This window comes from uncultured Methanobrevibacter sp., from assembly GCF_902801725.1.
Classification (GTDB): domain Archaea; phylum Methanobacteriota; class Methanobacteria; order Methanobacteriales; family Methanobacteriaceae; genus Methanocatella.
Window position 1 is genome coordinate 18,614 of the sequence record NZ_CADCJB010000021.1, and the last position, 17,193, is coordinate 35,806.

Here is a 17,193-nt window from a genome sequence, read left to right on the forward strand (position 1 = left end):
TTAAATCTTATCTTTAGTATGCTTTGCCCAAACTTTCTCATTATCACTAGCAGACACCTTATTGTCAGCCATTACCCCAACAAGGTCATGAGCCACATAAGGCTCCTCCAAATAGCCAATGTCATCGCGGGACAATTTCAAATCAACGCAATTGACTGCACCTTCAACATGATGAAGCTTTGTTGAGCCAAAAACCGGAGAAGTGACTTTTGTAAGCAACCATGCAAGAGATACTTCTGTCATTGACACATCCAATTCATTAGCTAGCTCATTAACCCTTTTAATAATTTCAAAATCTTTTTCTTCAGTGGATTTGTATTTTAAATCAGCATAAAAATCTTCTTTCAGCCTTTTAGATTCCTGACCCGGCATTCTAGATAACCTTCCTGATGCAAGTGCACTGTAGGGGGTTGTTGCAATATTATCAGTTCGGCATAATGGAATCATTTCACGTTCCTCTTCTCTAAAAATCAGATTGTAATGGCCCTGAACTGAAACGAATTTAGAAAATCCTTCACTTTCAGCAAGTGCATTTGCTTTTGCAAGCTGCCATGCAAAACAGTTAGATATGCCAATGTATTTTACTTTTCCTTCCTCAATTACTTCGTTTAAACCTTCCAAAATGTCATATAATGATGTGTTATAGTCCCACATATGGTAAATATACAAATCAATGTAGTCAAGACCTAAATTTTCAAGGCTTTTATTGACAAAATTGTGAATGTGCTGCTGTCCTGTGACGTTATTTTTAATTTCATCTTCCGAACGTGGCAAAAACTTGGTTGCAACGACTACGTCTTCTCTTGTAGCATATTCCCTAATGGCCTTTCCAACATATTGCTCTGAAGTTCCATTCTGATAACCAATAGCAGTATCATAGAAATTAATGCCATTATCCAAACCATTTTTAATGATTTCAAGAGATTCGGCTTCAGGCAATGTCCATGTGTGCATCCCATTTGCAGGGTCTCCAAATCCCATACAACCCATGCATACACGACTAACATTCAAATCTGAATTTCCAAGTTTAACATATTCCATATTCACACCTTTTTTGGTAACTTAAAAAATTGCGGCACATACTCACGAATTAAAAAAATATAAAAAATAAACAAGTATTATAAAAAAAATGAAAAAATCATTGAAATAAAATTCCAATGATAGCTAAAAATTAATTATTCTCCGGATTTTATGTTTAAGGTTTCTTTTTCTATTTCAATTCTTTCATCTAAAAGAGTTGAAACTTCATCCATTTCACCTTTAAAAACTGAAAGGTCTTCTTCAATGGATGCCAATTCCATTACTTTTTCCATATCTTTTTCTAGATTTTTAATTAATTCATTTTTAATTTTTTGCAGTTTTAATAGAGTGTTTAATAATATTTCTTCCAATTTGTTATCTGCTTTAAATAAAATGAATTCAATAGGTTTTTCACCAGCTTCAATTTCAGAATCGGCAGCATCCAATAATTTAATTATATCCTTATCTGCATCATCTTCAGCATTATACATTTTATTAATAGCTTTTTCAATGTGTGAAGCAATTTTTTTATCAACTTTTGCTTCTTTTCTTTTTAATTTTCTTTCTTCACGATTGATTTTAGCCTGCGCTTTTTTTTCTTCTAATTTAACTTTTCTTTCATCAAGTTTGACAGAAATTTTTTCTTTTTGTTCATTTAAACTCATAATATCATCTTTTTTCATATATTAGACATAGAATGATTTATATAAAATAATTAATAAATTTTTTGATTGAAATAGAAAAACAATTAAAAATAGCAGAAAAGAGTTTGGCTGATTTTAAAGAAAAACAGCTAGAAAAATATCTTTCAAACAGTTACAGCTTGTCAAATACGCCAAATCAAATAAAATTTAAATTATTTAATAATTTACCCCAATACATCACAAAATTTCATTAACAGTTTTATTCAATTCTTCCCTAATTATATTTACGCATTCCTCAGCTTCACTATCCAATCTGAAGGGGTCCTTTGCAGATACTTCAAAGTTATCCAAAATTTCATTAACTGCAATGCTTTCAGCTACATCAATCCCTTTATTTTTTAAGATTTTGTTAACACAAGCATTCGGACAGCCATTAACTGCAACAATGGGAAATTTTTTAAGCATTTCATTATTTTTACCTTCAACATCTGCTGAAGTTGAACCCATACAGATTGATATTACCTTTTCATTTTCGCTTCTGCAGTCCCCAACAGCTACACGGGACACCAAACCATTTGGACTCATGCCGTTGCATGGAGCTAATGCAATTTTTTCCACCATAACATCACCAACTTCCCTTTCTTAGCTTTAAAGTTATTCCTCTTTTTGAAGCACAATCATTCAATAATCGTTTTGCACTATCAGATTTTTCAGACAAATCCATATTTCCACATATTTCATCAGCCTGCTTTAATACATTGTTTAAATCACCAATTTCCATCAGATTTACCGCCAAACAGAAGAATACATCCCTATGGCCGTTGTCATAACTATTCAGAAATCTGTTCAAAATTTCAATCTTGATTAACTGTTCCTCATGATATCTTTTAATTCCGATTCTTTAGCCTTATGCATGTCTTTTAATTGATTCAAATGGGAAATCAAGGAATCTTCCTCGTCAACACCATCATACTTATCACATGGATACTCATCACATTCAAAACAGTAGCTAACACCACCATGTTCCAGACTGCATGGAACAAATTGACAAACAGAAGCACAATGACTGCCTTTCTGACATCCAGGACAGCTTTTCCTAACAAACAAGGGGCACAAGCTACAATTGAGACCACATAGAGAGAACAGCGAATCTGATCTTATAAATGTTTTTCATCCATACCTCAAGACTCCATTATTATCAGTTTTGGAAATTCCTTCAAAATCCATCTTTTATCTATGAAAAAAATTCCCAAAATACGTATCCTAAATTAGACTATTCCCGTTAATTACATATTATGTTTTGCAATTTAAATTAATTTCATTATTTTAGACATCATATCAATTCAAATATTCTTAATACATGAAAAAAGAAAGAAATAAGATGAAGATTATCTTATTCTGTTGTAAACAAATGCTCCGATAGTAATAATCACGAATGTGGTTATTATAATTACTGCACTTTCGATGACATTAATCAGGAAACTGCCGACTGATGCTAAGAATGCTAAAATCGCTTTAATTAAAGCTATGATTTGATAGATTAAATCAATAAGGAACTGTATTAAGGCAAACAGCCATTCTAAAAGTTCCATTATAAATGCGATAATTGCATTGATAAGATTTATAATGAAATCTATTATGGCTTGAATCAAGTCTAAAAGCTGTTGAATAGCATCCAAGAGAATAGCTAATAATTTTAAAAGCCCATCAAGTTCTTTCCACAATTCCTGTAACAACTTTAAAAGTTTTCCAAGTGCATCCATAAAAGACTGAATTTCCATCATAACTTGTTCAAACAGCTTCGCCAGCCCTTCCAGAGCATTGATAATCATTACAAAATCATTTATTAAAGTGTTTACAATAGGTTTCCAGGCACCATAGAGCGCATTAGCAAGAGCAGCCAAATAATCATATAATCCCTTTAGGAATGAAGCATTTGTTTGATTATTGACCGGCTGAGTTATATTAGTAACATTGGTTTTATTAGTAACGTTTGTTGTATTTGTTACATTAGTTAAATTATTGGTTTGATTTATATTTTTTTCAACATTGATTGTTCTAAATGATACTTTATATGCAAAATAATCTGATACATTACCAGATACTGATTTTAAAACTTCAAAATCAAAAACAGCTTCAGTATGGTTGTTTATTTTAACGACTTCATGGTCGCCTACTGTTTGGTGTGATGCTGCAAACGCTTCACCGGCTTTAACATTGGAAGATTTGTTTACTTTTGATTCAATCTGGTCTGCCGAATCATCAATATAACTTTCGATTATGTCTAGCTTCAGTTTATTTGAATTGCCGGCATGTGATGTAGAGACACGTTGGAACTCATCTCCCGATTTTGCAGGAGGTTTTGAATGGTCAATAACAAATCCTCTAAACCCATCACTAAACATAATGTCATTTCCACTTCCCAAAGCTAAAATGTAGTTCTTTTTGGATTTATCATTCGTTTTATTTTTATTCGTTGTTGTCTTATTCTTGTCAGTTTTCTTATTTTTATCGACCTTTTTGTCTTTATCAACATTTTTCTCTTTATCGACCTTTTTGTCGTTATCGATTGTTTTGACATGATCTTGAGTGTTGTTATTATCATGTGAGACACTGTCCGCTACGACATTGCTTACAAAACAAAAGGAAATTAATATAACAAGAATTAATGTAACAATTTTTTTGTTCATATTATGCCCCTATATATAATTATACTTATATTATTCCTATATATTAATATTATGCAATTAAATTGGACAATAATGCCAATCCATACTTTAAATTTTAAATACTATTATCTAAAAATATATATCTATAAAAGCAGTTAGCAATGTGATAAATATGAATTTACGTGAAATTATAATGGATGCTATTAAATATCCTATTAGAGATACCCGAAAATTTTTAATATTCTGTGTTTTAATTATTCTAATGAGCTTATCAACAGTTCTTCCATCATATGGTGTTAAGAATGGAACTGTATCCATCATTTTAAGTCTTGTGACTTTAATCGTTTTATTTGTAGTTTTAGGATACTCCGTTGAGGTCATTAAAGGTGGAACTACTGGTGATGATACCCTTCCTGATTTTGATTATGTAAAACAGTTTGTCCTGGGCGTTAAAGCATTGATTTTAGATATAATCTATTTCCTTATACCTGCAATCATAGTCATACTTGTCGCTTCCGCAAGCGGACTGTTTACTTCATTCACTAAAATCGTATATATCAGCATTGATGCTATGGCCAATAATACAAGCAATTTGACCACAATAATGGCAGCAGTTCCTCAATCAACAATGAACACATTCAACAATGCACTAACCGTTACTTTAATTGTTGCAATCATATTATTTATTATATTTTCATTGATGGCATTTACAGGACTGGTCAGATTTGCAAAATCCGAAAGCGGAACCGAAGGTCTGAGATTCAGAGAAATACTAAAAGACATGTCAAAAGTAGGATTATTAAAGATCATAGTCACATTGATTGTTATTTATATAATAGCATTTATTTTGACATGTGTCATCGGACTAATTGGATTGATTCCATATATTGGTGTTTTCATAGGCATGTTTATCGGAGTGCCTTTTGTATTGCTGTTTATATACAGAGCTATTGGTTTACTGTATGCAGATGCATAATATTAAACCATTTTTCTTTTCTTTTTATTGACTTAATTGTATAAATATCACCCACCATAGTTAGCCAAACTTATTTTTTGTTTTGAATATTTTCATAGAAAACCCCCAGTTCTAACGATACACCAGATTCTAAATTATTCATGTCTCTTAGGGACGATATTATAATAATAATCGATGATTCCGCCCAAATTAATTTTTTGTATAATTGAGGACTATCTAATCTGCCCGCCCTGATAAAAAACCAAGTCCAAAATTGAACAATATTTAATAATTTCTAAATTAAATTAAAATTAATAGGATATTTTCTAAAATGTTAAAAAAAAGGAAGGTATTTTTTCCAAATCTGTAAATTTTATATAACAACAATATGATAATATTAAGTATAGAGAATTGTTTCTTTATAAATTAATTAATTTAAGGGGAAAATTATGTTAAACAAAAAGATTTATATGATACTGTTATTATTGACAGTAAGTATCTGTGCTATATCGACAGTAAGTGCTGCTGACAATGTCACCGATGCAATGGCAATTGATGATGCAGTTTCTGATGATGTAGTTGCTGTTATTAATGACGATACAAGCAATGAGACTGACGACGTAATTAATGAAATAAAAACAGATGTTAAAAGTGAAGATAAGTTGGCCAGTCCACAGAACGATACAGCATTGGCTGTAGAAGAATCTTCAGAGGTTCTTTCAGCAAGTTCTACTCCAGCTAACCTCTACAAGATTAATTTCACCCAAACAACTTATTCATTTGCTGCGGTGAACGGGGCAAAAATAAAATTTACCATCGACCCATGTAAAAATACAAAGTATAACTGCTATAATTTCTATATGGGCATATTCAAAATTGATAGTAAAGGCAACCCAGAAAAGTTGATTTCCAAATCTAAATTATTTGCTTCTGATGATGCTTCTGACAGGCAAAGTGCCGTTTATTCCTATACCATCCCTGCAAAAGGACTTGCACCTGGAAGGTACGCCCTAATTGCATTTAATGATGACAGTGATTTAACAGGCATGGCTATAGCAATATTAACTCCTAAGAAAATTTCAGTATCTATGAAAGCCTACGGTGTTAAAAACTATCAGGGAAGATACATAAAACTTAAAGCAATTGTTAAAAGAGCAGGTAAAAACATTAATGAAGGTACCGTCACATTTACAATAAACGGCAAAAACTACAATGTTAAAGTCAAAAACGGATTAGCTACCAAACTGGTTAAAATGAATAAGGCAGGGAAATTCAAATACCGTGCAACATTCAAGTCAACCAACTACATTACCAAAAAGGTCTATGCTCTAGCAATTGTCAAAAAATCATATAGGACTGCAATAATTGTCGGTAACCAGAAAAAGTATCGTACCACAAAAGCTGTACCGTTTTACGTTAAAGTAAAAGCAAGCAACGGAAAATATGTCCAAAAAGGTAAAATCAAAATTATTGATACCGTTCCTCTCAAAAATGGAAAAGCCAAATTCTATTATCCTGACAGCGACTGGAATTTTGATGGACAATATTTAACTTTAGTCTACTTTAAGAGAGTCGTAACTAAAACATTTACTGTGAAATTCATTCCGGCATCCAAGGCTTACCAGCCTTCTTCCAAAAAAATCAAGTTGACTGTGTACTATAGATGTACAGCATGTGGCAGTAAAACCAGCCATTCCCATAACGGTATGTATTTCTTTGTTCGAGGATGATTTTTTATTAAGGGATCCTTCCCTTAATCTTATTTTTTAGTTGATGTGAAATTTTGTCCTAAATGCTGTGCCCAGAACAATGATTATGCAAAGTTCTGCAGAGACTGTCGGATTGAAAAACACATGAAATATGTAGAACTTTTCACGAACTTTGATATAGCTAGGTTCCCTAACTTCTTTTACAACATCATCATCTTTAACATCACTGATTATCAATGGCAAATCCCCATTATGCAATTTTTGATTCTTTTTGACCAGATCCATGTTTGCATTGGTGTGACACTCCTTAAATTATCTACTACTTTTAGTGAATTTGTTCTATACAATACGAACAAATATGCCATCAAATTCTTCCCCCATACCATCAAGGCCTACTTTTTTGCTTTAATTTAATTTATTGACTTTAACATCAGCTAGTGCCGTTTTGGATTTGATTTTTTAACTGGAATATGGTGATTACATTTATATACCATAATCCATATAATATACCTAACGAACGGTAGGTAGGAAATATGAATACTAAAGAAAAGATTTTTGATGTAGCTCTTGATTTATTTTCAAAGAAAGGATATGATTCAGTTTCCCTTAGAGAAATTGCTGAAGAAGTGGGAATTAAAAAAAGTTCAATATATAGTCATTACTCATCCAAAGAAGCAATACTTATGGATATATTTGACTACTTGACCAATCTTTTTGAATATGATGAGTTGCTCAATAGTAAAGATTTGGATTTGAATGCAAACAATGAAATACTGCTTCAAAATCCGGAAAAATTTTATCATAAAGGTTCCGAAGCCATAAAAGAAATGTTTTCACAGGAAAAGAACCTTAAAATCTGGAAACTGCTATTCATTCAGATGCACCATAATGATGTAATCAGGAAATTTTTCCAGGATGAGATTCTTACCAAGCCAATGATGTTCTGGGAGGGATTTTTCACTATTTTAAAAGAAAATCACATAATTCGCCAGGAATGCAATCCAAAACTATTGGCGAAGGAGTATTACAGTTTTCCGATTTATCTGATTTTGGAAATCTGTGTGGAATATGAGGATATTCCCCAAAGTTCTCTGGAGGATTTCTTTAACCAAGCAGAAGAGCATGCTAATTTCCTGCTTGATAGTGTGAAGGTGAATTAAATGGACTTTGATATCCAGGATTATCTTGCAGAAGGTGTTGAAATCATCATGAAGGATGCAATGCGTGCAACACTAAAAAATCCCAAGGAAAGCTTGTTTTTGCTTAAATTTTCCAAACATGCTAAAAAAGCCACTAAAATCAGACAAAAGTATGATAAAAAAGGTAAAAATATTCCTGCTTTTTTGATAGCGAGCATTACAAGCAGTTGCAACCTGCACTGTACAGGATGCTATTCACGTGCACATGATGCATGCAATGATGACAAGCCGCAAAACCAGCTTACTGATGATGAATGGGAAGACATATTCAAGCAGGCAAAGGAACTTGGAATAAGTTTCATTGTTCTTGCCGGTGGTGAACCAATGCTTAGAAGAGATGTGATACTAAAAGCAAGCAGATATCATGAAATTCTGTTTCCTATTTTTACCAATGGCACCATGTTGGATAAAGAGTATTATGATTTGTTAGATAAAAATAGAAATCTGGTTCCAGTCTTATCAATAGAAGGAAATGAGGATGTAACAGATTTGAGAAGAGGAAAAGGCGTTTATAGGCAACTGATTGACTCGATGGAATATATGAGAAAAAATAATATAATCTTTGGGGCTTCACTTACATTTACAAAAGGGAATTTGTCAGACATACTTTCAAATGAATATATTAGTCAATTGCATGATTTAGGCTGCAAAGTATTATTTTTCATTGAATATGTTCCTGTTAATGCAGATACTGTAGATTTGGCCCCTAGTGATGATGAGAGGGAATTGTTATTATATGAGATTAATCGCTTGCGTCGGGAATATCCTGATATGATATTTCTATCATTCCCAGGAGATGAAAAGACATCCGGAGGTTGTCTTGCAGCAGGTAGAGGATTTTTCCATATTAACTCACATGGAGGTGCTGAACCATGCCCCGCTTCACCATATTCAGATGTTAATGTCAAGGATGCATCCCTTATTGAAGCTTTGAATTCAAACTTGTTTAAGACTCTAAGGGATGGAGGCATTCTGATGGATGATCATGAAGGTGGCTGTGTGTTGTTTGAGCATAAGGATGAAGTTGAAAGGATTTTGAACAGATGAATATTATTTATATTGTGCAGTTTACACAATTATTGTGTGATGCCCGCCAGTCCGCATGGTGAATCCGGATTGTGCAACTTTGGTTCTTTTTAACCAGCTTCATGCTACTGTTGATATAACAGTATAGAAATTATCTGCTCTTTTTTGATTTTTGTTTGATAGAATGCGAAGAAATAATACATATTATATTTTTCTTTTTTTGTTAATTTTTCATCAAAAATTAAGTAAATGTATTTGGCATTTTACCTTGTAAACAAATTTTTTATGCAATCAGATAATTTTAATATCAAGAGCATACCCCCTGATATCACATGGGATTTACTAGCTAAATTTTCCAATGGCGAAAGGCTAATTGGATGTTTTTGCTGTGTTTTAAATAGAGGAAAGTCAATATCCGTGTAAAAGCCTATCTCTAAATTTTTAAATTCAATGTCATAGCTTTTAATTTTTAATTTATTGTGAATAGCATAAAGAGCCAGGGCAAGTTCTGCAAAATAACCAATTTTTCTGTCTGTCACATCCAGATTATCTTCTAATGTTTGCAACAATAGGAATAACCATAAACAATATTCATCAACAAGCTCCTTTCTAGCTACGAACATACAGTAAGGATATAAGTACCTGTCATTTAATATCTTAACATAATCATCATAATATTCGGGATATTTTTCCTTAATCACTTCATAGGAAATCATCAAATCCTGTTCAGATAAAAAATTTTGAAATAAATCCCAGTTTCTAATGGCTTGCTTACGCTTATTCAATATTATGTCATAATTTTGTAAATCTTTAATGATAGTTTCTTTATCAAGATAATCTCCAAATCCTAGAAACCCTTTTTTAAAATATCGTTTATAGTGATTTAATCCTATGATTTCGGCTGTTGAATTTTTCCAAACCCAATATAATCCTGTGTTTTCTGAATAAGCGTTATTTTTTGAGGAAATATTGACCCCTACATCATCTCTTAGATATCCGAATGTTTCTTCTTTGCCTTCAGCACCCACAAATAAGGGCGTGTAAAGGTTATTGTCTAAAAGATTATATTCTTTGTGAGTCATCACATAAATTTTTACATCAACCATATTTCAACAGCTCTCATAATAATATTTAAAAAAAAAATATTTAAATTGTATTTAATAATAGAATTTTTTTAAATAAAATTTGACACCAATTATCTTATTTTATTATTCACTAATTCAATTAGAATTAAATTAAAGTTTTGAATATTTAATGATAAAACCTTAAATTTAAATACAGTATAATTCTCATTTAACCCTATTAACTCTTTTATATTTCCCATTAAAAAAACTTTTCGAGCACATCATTTTCACCCAAAAAATGAGGAGTTTTCCTCAATCTATGAATTTAACATCAAGATTTGAAGTGTTGAAGAAACATTCAGAATATTCAAAGAACCATTCTTAATAGAAAAAGAAGTAGCCAATGGAATGATAAAAACATCTTTGATTTAAAGGTTATTCTAAAAAATTCATAAATTAGTTTCTTAATGTCAGAACGGGTTATTATTTGATAGCTAGGTTCTCTAATTTCTTTTACCACATTACTGTCCCCAACCTCACCAATCAGCAATGGTGAATTAGGATTATGCTATTTTTGATTCTCTTTAACCAGCTTCATGTTGCTGTTGGCATAATACACTTCAAATTATCTACTACTTTTTCGATTTTTGTTTGATAGAATACGAACAAATAATGCTCGAAAAGTAGGTGAATTATCTACTACTTTTAATAAAAACAAGTATTATCTATCTTCAAAATAATTATTTAAAAACCAAAATGAGTTTATCAACTCAGAGTTGATAAACTCCCCAACAAAGGACATACTTCCTAAAAAGAGTATGGTTTCCAGGATGTTAAATCACTTCATTATCCCTTAAAAAATCAATTAAATTCAAATGAATTATTCCATCATGAGACATATCCACATCATCCATGGTTATTACGTATTTTGGATAATTATCTTGAATACTCTTTAATGGTTTAAATTCTCTTTCAACAGTTTCTTCACTTGCCAATAAATAAGAAACTTGAATGTAAATGAGTTTGTTTTGTTTTTTGCATACAAAATCCACTTCCAGGCTATCAACTTTGCCGATGGTGATTTCATATCCTCTTCTTAAAAGTTCCAAATAAACAATATTTTCGATTACACGAGTGATATCCCGTTGATTGTTTCCTATTATTGCCTGTCTAAAACCCAAATCACATAGATAATATTTTTCATCATATTTTAATATTCTTTTACCCTGTAAATCTTCGCGCTTTACCTGATAAATCAGGCATGCATTTTCAAAGAATTTCAGATAATTGTAAATTGTATTTACAGATAAGTTTACCATATCCTGCTTTAGTCTTTTATGAATTTTATTTGCGGAAAATGGCTGGCTAATGTTATACATTACAAATCTCTTCCAACAAGTCGACATTTTTAACATTATTTCTTTGAATTATATCTTTAAGGACAATAGAATTGTATAAATCAATTAGAATTAATCTTTTATCATCGCCACGATAGTCAAATGTTGAAGGCATGCCTCCATCTTCCAAATATCTATAAAAATGAGATTTAAAATCAGAAGTAATTTCATAGTAATCAAGATATTCCCTAAAAGAAAATGAATATATGTTTAATTCGACATAACGGCCAGATAAATATGTGGCAAATTCTCCAGACAATAATTTTGAGTTTGATCCAGTAAGGTATATGTCATAATTTTCTTTTGCAAAGTAAGAGTTGATTAATTTTTCCCATTGGGGAACAACCTGTATCTCATCAAAAAATAGATAAATTTTGCCTTCAATATTTTCAGTTTTATGAGATATGAACTCTTCAAGCTTTTTAATATTATCTATTTCAAAATAATCACTTAATTCAAAGTTGATCCAAACAATATTAAATAATTTGTTTTAATATGGTTGACTTTCCAGAACGTCTTGTTCCTATTAAAACTTTAATGATATGTTTATTTATAAAGGGATTGATTTTATCAATATAATCTTTTCTTTGAATAATCATTAAAATCACACTTCTTTTTATAATTATTAATTTATCATAACTATCATATAAAGTTTTCAGTATAATGAAAAGTAAATAATAAAATCAATATTGTTTTCAGTTAAATGAAAATCAATATGAAAATTAGAAATAAATTTCAAACCAATGAAATTAAAAATATAAATATTGAAAGTAAAGAAATCAAATTAATCTTTGTTGCATATCAATATAATCAGTAATTCCCATAATAATCATTTCATATTTTTTATTATATTATTTATTATATTTTTTATATAAAATAAGTAATAAAATTAATGTATGGATTGTAGACGGTTATTAACTATAAACTTAGAAATATCAATAAACGATTTGGAAAGTATAAAAAAAAGATTCAGTTCAAAAACTTAAGATAAATTTATTTTAATTATTTAAGTTAATTTTTAATACTATTAAGCATAAATTATCTATTAAATTCAATATATCCTATAATCAAGTGAGAGGTTTTAATTCATGGAAGTTTTAGAAGAAAATTTATTTGAAGATAGAGTGGCTTCTCTTAAAAATGCATTTTACGGATTAACTTTTGCTGAATTAACTTATAATATTAATTTTAATGGAAATGTTGATTATACTTCTGATTTTTTAACTATTATGAAAAATATTATTTGTGAATTAGAAAATAATAATGTTGATTATGATTTAACTGATTTAGATAGTATGGGGAGAATCTTTTCACCCACCCACTTAATCGAAAATACAGATGATACTTTTAATGTTTTAAAAATATTTCCATTTGTATACCTCAATTTGTTTAAACATGACTTTGATTATTCAAATGAAAATATTAACTTTAATAAACCTAAAGATTTTTCATTGGACTATCTTGACAAAGTTGTTTCTTTTTTAACTAATTCTATTAATATTAAAATTAAAAAATCTAAAGGTTTTCCATTATTGAAGTATCATGATAAAGTCGTTTTTTGTTTGGCTAATTATATTAATAATGATATTTCACAGGATGAAATTTATTGTTACATAATTTTTGCAAAAATTTTTTGGTTATTTGTAAGTTTATATTATGGATATCAAGTAGTGGAATCCAAAAACATGTTTGATATAATTGACATGCAATTAACTGAATTAAAAAATGATTGTAAGAGTAATGGTATAAATCTTCCTAATCATTTTGAATTTTTATTTAATAACTTCTCTAAATTAACAATTGACGACATCAATGCCACAGATGGTTTTGTCAATACGATTTATTCAGTAATTTACTCATTGAATAGTAATTCATTTTATGAATCTATTTCCAAAGCGATTAATCTTGAAAATGAATTAGGATTAACTACAGCAATAACTGGCATTATCGCAGGTTGTTATTATAAAATTGATGAAGATTTCGATGCATTAGTCCCTATAATAGATGGCAATTCAAAAGAAAAAATTTCATTCAAGAAATTCATAAATACAATTCCCGATTTGAATCCTTTTTTAAATAATTTCGAAAATGGCATTGTTAAAGAACAAATAAGACAAATAATAAGATTCCTTCCATTTTTTGAAAATGCTAAAAAAAGTGATTGCTATACTTCCAGATCCCCATATCCGGATTATCCTGCAGAAATGCGATATTTTAATCTTATTGTTGGAAGTTCGTTAATACATGATCGTTATGTTCACAGCCATTATAGAGAAATAGAAGATAAATATAGTGGTAAATCATTTGGCAAGGATTATGCACAAGAGCGGAAATATATTGTTGATAAAGCTAATTTTCATGAATTAAAAGTTTGCTTAGCAGAATATTTAAGAGCAGAACACATGTGTGAAGGTTGGTGGGGAGGAGCTATTGATGAAAAGATTTTTTACATTATATTGCTAAAATTTAAGGATTATTATGATTCTACCGACGTAGACTATTTAGATATTCCTGTTATAGATTATAGAAATATTCCAAAAGCAACCTATTCAACAACTAATAAAAAATCTAATAGCTATAATGTTGAAAACAAATCTGGAAAAAAAGATTTCGAAGGTATTGTTATTACAATTCTACTTAATAAAAATAATCCTCTCAATGTTGGAAACATATTAACACTTGTAAAAGAACCAGACAATAACTATGATGCTGAAGCCATTGCGGTTAAATTAGATGATGAAAAAATAGGATATGTTGCAAATAGTACAAATACTGTTGTTAAAGGGACAATGAGTGCTGGAAGAGTTTATGATAAAATAAATGATATACAACAAGCAGAAGTTATTTTAATAGATAAACACACCCCCATAGCTAGAATAATTTTTTAATCGAGTAATTTATGTATATTGTTAATATGGAATTCGTTAATTTTTTTTCTTTAAGGTTAAATTGTTTTCTTATATTTATTCAATGATTAATCATCATTTCTTGTACTTAACCCCTGCAAAAAATCTAAAATCATAAAACCTGATCGTATAATCTTTTTTACCATAATTGCTATTTTCCCCATGTAATATTTTATTTCTACTGAAATGCATGGATGTTTTATAATCTCCTCTAGAGGAGTATCCTGAAGTAAAACATCTAAAAAAACATCATTTATTACATCTGAATTTATCATCTGATGTTAATTCCCTATAATACTGTTTAAATCTAATATTTTGACCATGTTCATCCTTTGTTTGCTACCCTCTAAATCATAAATTATATATTAGCTATAGTAACCATCAATAAAAAAACATGATAAATAAACTATTATTCCTTATCAGTAAGCCCACTTTCAAATCTAGGTGAAACATCCTCGCTTAATAGGTTTTCATTATTAATTTTAAATGGATCTTCATCATAATATTTTGATATTTCATTTTTTATTTTAAATGAAGATTCAATTAATTTTTCTAGTTTAAATATTTTTATTATATCTTCCATTTTAAATCTGGCATTACTATTTAACATGAGGCCTAATATATTATTAGTTCCATTATAAATTTTTAGAATTCCATTGAAATCACAAATTAAATCATTTGTTAAAAAATAAGAATAATATCTATGGAAATTAGAAATATCTTCAAAAAAACTCATTAGTTGCCTTGCAATTGTTTCCCTCCATAGCTGTGTGGTTACCATATTTCCGATATAACTCTCCTTATTAGTAGTTACTAAATTTCCAATATAACTCTTCTTATTAGTATCAATCAATTTAATTTTATTTACCATCATTGGCACATTTTCAAGAGTGTATTCTAAGCTTTTCATTTCATCATAAGTTACTGTAGATTTATACATATTCAGTATAAATTCGTCAAATTTATTTATTGGAATAATTAGTTGACCGTATATAAATTTTCTTTTTTCTTCAAGTTCTTTTTGAGCAGCAGCCTCTATTTTGAAATCTATCAATGAAATAATTATGATTGATGAGATAATGTTTATTAAAAGTGGAATTACAATTGTTTTGATAGATTCGTATAAAGAGTCATCTTTAGGAATTATTTGTAATAGCATTATTGCCAATACTAGCAATATTCCTGCAATTATGAGTAATTTCCTTGCAATTTTTTTATAATCTGTTTGGAACATAGTGTTCTCCTATAAATTAATTTCTTTAGCTTTTAATGCATATTCTGAATAATTCATTTCCATTCTATATAACTTACAATTTTTTTCACAAGCAATATCTTTGAAATAATCAAGATATTCCTCATTAAATTTAACACCTAAATATATTTTAGAAGGTTTTAAAGGTAAAAACTTCTCATCAGATATTAATCTCCATTCTCTTTCATATCTCCAGTCTTTATGTTTAATCAGCAAATTTAATTTTTTATCAGATATGTCAACGTTTATAAGTGGGAAAAATGTTTCATGATAGAAAACAGGAAATAACTGTTTTTTGATTTTTTCTTCAATTTCAGATGTGTCATATCCAATACAGAACCCTTGATGCTGATTTGCATAATGAGACCACATTAAAATTGAATCATGAATTTCACTTAAACAACTGACTTTAAATTTTATTCTATTTTTAACATAGTAATCATAGAAAAATTGTTGATTTTCATCTAAAAAGCCATCCATTATGCCCATATCAATATTTATGTCTTTATACATTATTTCTTTGTTATTTACACAATTTGGGTCGATACCGGCTTCTCTAATTTTATTGTCTATTATTTGTTCTTTTAACTTTTGTTTTGAAATTTTTTTGATGTCCTCCTTGAATTTTTCAATATCTATGCTAAAAGCAGAATCATATGGGTCATTAAAGTTATAAGGGTTACTTAAATAAATTTTCTCATTTTTTAACGCATCAACATGTTTATTGCATTTGATGTTTTCGTCTTTGGAGATGGAACGGTAATGGTATAACTCTTTAGGAATATATTTTTCCCTTTCTTGTAGGATTGAATAGATTTGATCTAATTGTAGATTAAGATTGTTTTCTAAAATAATGCTCACTCCCTTAATATAATTTTGTTTTGATGTCTTTTAAAATTTTATTTTGAAAATGTGTTTGGTTACTGTAACTTTCATCTGAAATCTACATCACCAAGGATATCTTCATCAAAGCGATTTTAAAAATAACAACACTAGTAAGATGTTATAATTCATATTTATCTCGTTTATAAATATCTTTACCATTCATAAGATATACTCCCAATTCACTTACATTGCTCATGGAGTGTTTTGTATTAATTGGAAGTGGATTAAAGATTGCCATATCAATTATTTTATCCAATACCTTAAAAATATCTTTATCAAAAATGCTCTCATCATGAGTTTCTTTATAATGCTTGACGAGGTTTTTAAAAGCTTTTTTGTTAATTGGTATTTTGTTAGCTTCAACAATATCTCCTAAACTTTTAAGTCCTTTCTTTTCACCATTTTGGGAGTGTTTATAAATATTTTTAATTTTTTTTAAGCTAAAATCAGTTTCACATACTTCATTT

At 29.5% G+C, this 17,193-nt stretch carries 17 protein-coding genes and 1 pseudogene; 5 read left to right on the top strand and 13 right to left on the bottom strand.

From position 1 onward, the window contains the following. The 6 genes from QZV68_RS05860 to QZV68_RS05885 form a co-directional block, all read right to left on the bottom strand. Window positions 1–1,041, bottom strand: coding sequence for an aldo/keto reductase (locus QZV68_RS05860; RefSeq protein ID WP_296879480.1), 1,041 nt, complete (start codon window positions 1,039–1,041; stop codon window positions 1–3). Between the two features lie 134 nt (window positions 1,042–1,175). Then, complete coding sequence (locus QZV68_RS05865; protein ID WP_296879482.1) at window positions 1,176–1,703, bottom strand: hypothetical protein; 528 nt, start codon at window positions 1,701–1,703, stop codon at window positions 1,176–1,178. A gap of 198 nt (window positions 1,704–1,901) precedes the next feature. After that, window positions 1,902–2,285 (bottom strand): putative zinc-binding protein, encoded by a 384-nt coding sequence (locus tag QZV68_RS05870; protein WP_296879484.1) that lies wholly within the window; start codon window positions 2,283–2,285, stop codon window positions 1,902–1,904. A 4-nt stretch (window positions 2,286–2,289) separates the two neighbouring features. Further along, window positions 2,290–2,514 (bottom strand): hypothetical protein, encoded by a 225-nt coding sequence (locus tag QZV68_RS05875; protein WP_296879486.1) that lies wholly within the window; start codon window positions 2,512–2,514, stop codon window positions 2,290–2,292. Window positions 2,515–2,528: 14 nt separating this feature from the next. Next, window positions 2,529–2,825 carry a DUF3795 domain-containing protein gene (locus tag QZV68_RS05880; protein WP_363137049.1) on the bottom strand — a complete coding sequence of 99 codons (297 nt, stop codon included), beginning with the start codon at window positions 2,823–2,825 and terminating at the stop codon, window positions 2,529–2,531. Between the two features lie 227 nt (window positions 2,826–3,052). Next, window positions 3,053–4,354, bottom strand: a complete 1,302-nt coding sequence (locus QZV68_RS05885; RefSeq protein WP_296879488.1) for a hypothetical protein — start codon at window positions 4,352–4,354, stop codon at window positions 3,053–3,055. 151 nt (window positions 4,355–4,505) lie between these two features. On the opposite strand from QZV68_RS05885, the gene QZV68_RS05890 reads away from it, so the two are divergent. Together QZV68_RS05890 and QZV68_RS05895 are read left to right on the top strand one after the other, a co-directional pair. Continuing rightward, entirely contained in the window at window positions 4,506–5,309 is an 804-nt protein-coding gene (locus tag QZV68_RS05890; protein ID WP_296879490.1) for a DUF4013 domain-containing protein, read from the top strand. 428 nt (window positions 5,310–5,737) lie between these two features. After that, entirely contained in the window at window positions 5,738–7,018 is a 1,281-nt protein-coding gene (locus QZV68_RS05895; RefSeq protein WP_296879492.1) for a hypothetical protein, read from the top strand. A gap of 36 nt (window positions 7,019–7,054) precedes the next feature. On the opposite strand, the gene QZV68_RS05900 is transcribed toward QZV68_RS05895, so the two are convergent. Then, a complete protein-coding gene (locus QZV68_RS05900; RefSeq protein ID WP_296879494.1) occupies window positions 7,055–7,282 on the bottom strand; it encodes a hypothetical protein in 228 nt (75 codons plus the stop codon). 248 nt (window positions 7,283–7,530) lie between these two features. Here QZV68_RS05900 and QZV68_RS05905 point away from each other — a divergent pair, with 248 nt between their 5' ends. Both QZV68_RS05905 and QZV68_RS05910 read left to right on the top strand, forming a co-directional pair. Then, window positions 7,531–8,157, top strand: a complete 627-nt coding sequence (locus tag QZV68_RS05905; protein ID WP_296879495.1) for a TetR/AcrR family transcriptional regulator — start codon at window positions 7,531–7,533, stop codon at window positions 8,155–8,157. Beyond that, window positions 8,158–9,243: a radical SAM protein gene (locus QZV68_RS05910; RefSeq protein WP_296879497.1), complete on the top strand. Its 1,086-nt coding sequence runs from the start codon at window positions 8,158–8,160 to the stop codon at window positions 9,241–9,243. It abuts the gene before it with no gap. A 242-nt stretch (window positions 9,244–9,485) separates the two neighbouring features. On the opposite strand, the gene QZV68_RS05915 is transcribed toward QZV68_RS05910, so the two are convergent. Both QZV68_RS05915 and QZV68_RS10255 read right to left on the bottom strand, forming a co-directional pair. Beyond that, on the bottom strand, window positions 9,486–10,328 hold the full coding sequence (locus tag QZV68_RS05915; protein WP_296879499.1) for a DUF4422 domain-containing protein: 843 nt from the start codon (window positions 10,326–10,328) through the stop codon (window positions 9,486–9,488). A 791-nt stretch (window positions 10,329–11,119) separates the two neighbouring features. After that, window positions 11,120–12,279: pseudogene (locus QZV68_RS10255) on the bottom strand (ATP-binding protein). 492 nt (window positions 12,280–12,771) lie between these two features. On the opposite strand from QZV68_RS10255, the gene QZV68_RS05930 reads away from it, so the two are divergent. Then, window positions 12,772–14,571, top strand: coding sequence for an HIRAN domain-containing protein (locus QZV68_RS05930; protein ID WP_296879503.1), 1,800 nt, complete (start codon window positions 12,772–12,774; stop codon window positions 14,569–14,571). An 86-nt stretch (window positions 14,572–14,657) separates the two neighbouring features. On the opposite strand, the gene QZV68_RS05935 is transcribed toward QZV68_RS05930, so the two are convergent. From QZV68_RS05935 to QZV68_RS05950, 4 genes are all read right to left on the bottom strand, one after another. Beyond that, window positions 14,658–14,864: a hypothetical protein gene (locus tag QZV68_RS05935; RefSeq protein ID WP_296879505.1), complete on the bottom strand. Its 207-nt coding sequence runs from the start codon at window positions 14,862–14,864 to the stop codon at window positions 14,658–14,660. 134 nt (window positions 14,865–14,998) lie between these two features. Then, the gene (locus QZV68_RS05940; RefSeq protein ID WP_296879506.1) at window positions 14,999–15,823 is read right to left on the bottom strand and encodes a hypothetical protein; all 825 of its coding nucleotides are present in this window, start codon (window positions 15,821–15,823) and stop codon (window positions 14,999–15,001) included. A gap of 9 nt (window positions 15,824–15,832) precedes the next feature. Continuing rightward, window positions 15,833–16,702, bottom strand: a complete 870-nt coding sequence (locus tag QZV68_RS05945) for a DUF2971 domain-containing protein (protein ID WP_296879508.1) — start codon at window positions 16,700–16,702, stop codon at window positions 15,833–15,835. 142 nt (window positions 16,703–16,844) lie between these two features. After that, window positions 16,845–17,193 (bottom strand): hypothetical protein (locus QZV68_RS05950; RefSeq protein ID WP_296879510.1); only part of this gene is annotated, 349 nt, incomplete at its 5' end.

Bases quoted from the DNA above. Each gene is read 5' to 3' on its own strand.
- QZV68_RS05900 (WP_296879494.1), bottom strand. From the start codon at position 7,282: ATGGATCTGGTCAAAAAGAATCAAAAATTGCATAATGGGGATTTGCCA.
- QZV68_RS05860 (WP_296879480.1), bottom strand. From the start codon at position 1,041: ATGGAATATGTTAAACTTGGAAATTCAGATTTGAATGTTAGTCGTGTA.
- QZV68_RS05895 (WP_296879492.1), top strand. From the start codon at position 5,738: ATGTTAAACAAAAAGATTTATATGATACTGTTATTATTGACAGTAAGT.
- QZV68_RS05905 (WP_296879495.1), top strand. From the start codon at position 7,531: ATGAATACTAAAGAAAAGATTTTTGATGTAGCTCTTGATTTATTTTCA.
- QZV68_RS05935 (WP_296879505.1), bottom strand. From the start codon at position 14,864: ATGATAAATTCAGATGTAATAAATGATGTTTTTTTAGATGTTTTACTT.
- QZV68_RS05930 (WP_296879503.1), top strand. From the start codon at position 12,772: ATGGAAGTTTTAGAAGAAAATTTATTTGAAGATAGAGTGGCTTCTCTT.
- QZV68_RS05885 (WP_296879488.1), bottom strand. From the start codon at position 4,354: ATGAACAAAAAAATTGTTACATTAATTCTTGTTATATTAATTTCCTTT.
- QZV68_RS05865 (WP_296879482.1), bottom strand. From the start codon at position 1,703: ATGAAAAAAGATGATATTATGAGTTTAAATGAACAAAAAGAAAAAATT.
- QZV68_RS05940 (WP_296879506.1), bottom strand. From the start codon at position 15,823: ATGTTCCAAACAGATTATAAAAAAATTGCAAGGAAATTACTCATAATT.
- QZV68_RS05890 (WP_296879490.1), top strand. From the start codon at position 4,506: ATGAATTTACGTGAAATTATAATGGATGCTATTAAATATCCTATTAGA.
- QZV68_RS05870 (WP_296879484.1), bottom strand. From the start codon at position 2,285: ATGGTGGAAAAAATTGCATTAGCTCCATGCAACGGCATGAGTCCAAAT.
- QZV68_RS05915 (WP_296879499.1), bottom strand. From the start codon at position 10,328: ATGGTTGATGTAAAAATTTATGTGATGACTCACAAAGAATATAATCTT.
- QZV68_RS05910 (WP_296879497.1), top strand. From the start codon at position 8,158: ATGGACTTTGATATCCAGGATTATCTTGCAGAAGGTGTTGAAATCATC.